We start from the raw sequence: 2,866 nt of genomic DNA, 5'->3' as shown, positions 1-2,866 counted from the left end.
AGAAAATCCGAGAATATTTCCCTGACTTTATCTTTGTGAATATTATCAAAAAAATCTTTTATATCAATGGATAATATGCTTTTCGACTCACAATGCTGTCTTGCGCAGTTGACATAATCTTTCTCTGCCGCAGGAGATATAGACAAATCATCATTCGGAATCGAACCAAATACATGATCAGGCCAAAGAATTACGTCAGGATTAGAGAAAATCCGCTTATTTATTCTACGTTGAATTTTTCTTATTAAATGATGCGGATTATGAACCGTGCGACATGAGCCATTTGGCTTGGGAACAGTATGCTCTTGGTAGCGTTCGCTTGCGGACAACGATAGCGCTTGGGTAACTTCGCTAGAAGTAATGTCAAGTGCATTACACAGTGCGCTGATCGTCGCGATTGAACCCACCGAGACCTTCTCCGGGTTCAGCCTTGGCGTATAAAGCACATCTGTCTCCGAACATACGATCAAAGTGGTTTGGCCAGCCCATGCAATAGGGCGCAGGAGGACATGATGCTTCCGCTGACGAGTCGTTGGCAACAGCCATGTCCACCATGACCAAACCCTGCGACTAACTCTCTTCTTGGAAGAGACGGACGGTAGTCGCCCTCTCCCCACATGCTGATCAGCTCGAAAAACCGATCAACGCCTGTTTCCAGACCTATCCAACAACTCTGATTCGTCAGTTGCGGCAAGTGAGCGATGCGCTCACGCTATACGTCATTGTATCAACTTGAAACGTATCGTCAATGGGATTGCTGTGCCCCCCGAATCTGCAGTCACAGCGGGCAACCCTGTAACCCGCTCCTCACCCAACAACCAGCACTAACGCGCCTCACGCCCCTGCTGGCTGATCTTTAACCATCCACCATCCCGGAGTCTCCATGATCTCGCACAGCCAGATCTATCGGGTCCGTGCGGCCCTCGCTACCCACTACTATGCCGACCAGGCCGATGACTACTACAGCCGCGACGGCAGTGCCGCGACCTGGCAGGGCGAAGGTGCCCGCCGCCTGGGCGCGGTCGGAGCCATTGACCCGGCCCGCTTCAAAACCATGCTCCAGGGCGATTTTGGGCATGGCATCACAGCGGTCCAGTCGGTGCGCAAGGATGCCAAGGCCCGCGCCGCGCTGGATTTGACCTTTGGTGCGCCCAAAAGCATCACCTTGCAGGCGCTGATCGGCGGTGACGACCGCCTGATCCAGGCCAATGACGATGCCGTCGCCACGGCACTGGCCTATGTGGAAAAGCACCTGGCGATGGGCAGACGCAAGGAAGGCGGCAAATCCCGTGTGGAACACACAGGCAATCTGATCATCGCCAAATTCCGCCATGAAACCGCACGGCCCACGGAAGGCGCAGCCCCCGATCCCCATCTGCATGTCCACGCCCTGCTGATGAACCTGACGCAGCGGGCCGATGGTCGATGGGTGGCGCTGTCCAATGAACAGATTTTCCAACTCCTGCGCGTCACGGATTCCATCTACCAGGCCACGTTGGAACGCAATGTCCGGGCGCTGGGTTACGTCGTGCGCCATGAGAAAAACCATATCGAACTGGCGCACATCAGCCGTCAGCAGATCGAGTTTTTCAGCAAGCGCAGCACCGGCATCACGGCGGAACTGTCCGCACGGGGTACCAGCCGCGACCAGGCCCCCCATGCGCTGCGCCAGGGCATCAATCTGGCCCACCGGCAAGCCAAGGCCCAGGACATGAGCCGCGCTGCATTGCATCAGACCTGGAAAGAGGCCGCTGTCGCCATCGGCATCCAGTTTGGGCAGGCAGGGCCACAGGCCCAGCCGCAGCACGAAACGGATCAATCTTCCCCACTGGTAGCCCAGGCATCGTTGACCTGGGCCATTTCACATCTGGCCGAACGCGAATCGGTCATGCCCTTGGCCGATCTGCTGCAACAGGCCGTGCGCCACGCCGGGGGTCATACCGATGTGTCCAGCATCCAGGCCGCCATCCAGGCACAGGTCCAGGCTGGCACCCTGATCCGCGAAGCGCCCCACTACCGTAGCACCCAGGACACCCAGGCGGCACCCATGACCCGTGAGGGCTGGGCCACAGAGGTCGTGCGCCTGAACGGATCGTCTCACGAGTCTGCCTTGCAGCTCGTAGACCAGGCCATTGCCCAGGGACGGCTGCTGATGGAAAGCCCGCGCTACGCCACCCGCCAGGCGCATGAAGCCGAATCCCGCATCCTGGCGGCGGAACAGACCGGGCGCGGCACCTGGCTGGCCGCCCTGCCCGCCCAGGCCATCGAAAACGGACTGGATACCCGTCTGACAGCTGGACAACGGGAGGCAGTCATGCTGATCACCACGGACGCCGACCAGATCAGCGGCATCCAGGGGCTGGCCGGTACGGGCAAATCCTTCGCCCTGCAAAACGCCCAGACCGTGCTGCAACAGCACAACCGGGCCTTGGTGGCGCTGGCTCCCTACGGCAACATGGTGCGCAATCTGCGCAACGATGGCGTCCAGGCCAATACCGTTGCCTCGGTGCTGGCCGCCCGTGACAAACGCAGCTTCACGGACCGCCTGGGGCCGCACTCCGTGGTGGTCATTGATGAGGCCGGGGTGGTGCCCGTGCGCCAGATGGACAAACTGCTGGCGCTGATCCAGCCGACCGGGGCCAAGGTGGTGCTACTGGGCGACACCGCACAGACCAAGGCCATCGAGGCGGGCCGCGCCTTTGCCATGATGCAGGAACACGGCATGAAAACCGTCCTCATGGGCGACATCCAGCGCCAGCGGTCCGAACGGCTGCGCCAAGCCGTGCAACTGGCCGCTACCGGCCAGGCCAGCCAGTCCCTGCCGCTGCTGGATCAGGTACTAACCATCCCCGATCAGTTCGGCGTA

The 2,866-nt window shown here is 59.6% G+C and carries 2 protein-coding genes; one reads left to right on the top strand and one right to left on the bottom strand.

Annotated elements, in window-relative coordinates; all coding sequences use genetic code 11:
• The coding region (locus tag RBR29_RS11720) for a reverse transcriptase domain-containing protein (RefSeq protein ID WP_320349472.1) at positions 1-407 on the bottom strand (407 nt) is incomplete at its 3' end.
• Positions 408-883: 476 nt separating this feature from the next.
• Between RBR29_RS11720 and mobF the strand changes: the two genes are divergently transcribed.
• Positions 884-2,866 (top strand): MobF family relaxase (gene mobF / locus RBR29_RS11715; RefSeq protein WP_320349470.1); only part of this gene is annotated, 1,983 nt, incomplete at its 3' end.

Source organism: Castellaniella sp. (assembly GCF_034007085.1).
In the GTDB taxonomy this organism is placed as follows: domain Bacteria; phylum Pseudomonadota; class Gammaproteobacteria; order Burkholderiales; family Burkholderiaceae_B; genus Castellaniella.
Note: the sequence above shows the minus strand (reverse complement) of the source record. Positions and strands in the feature narration are given on the sequence as shown.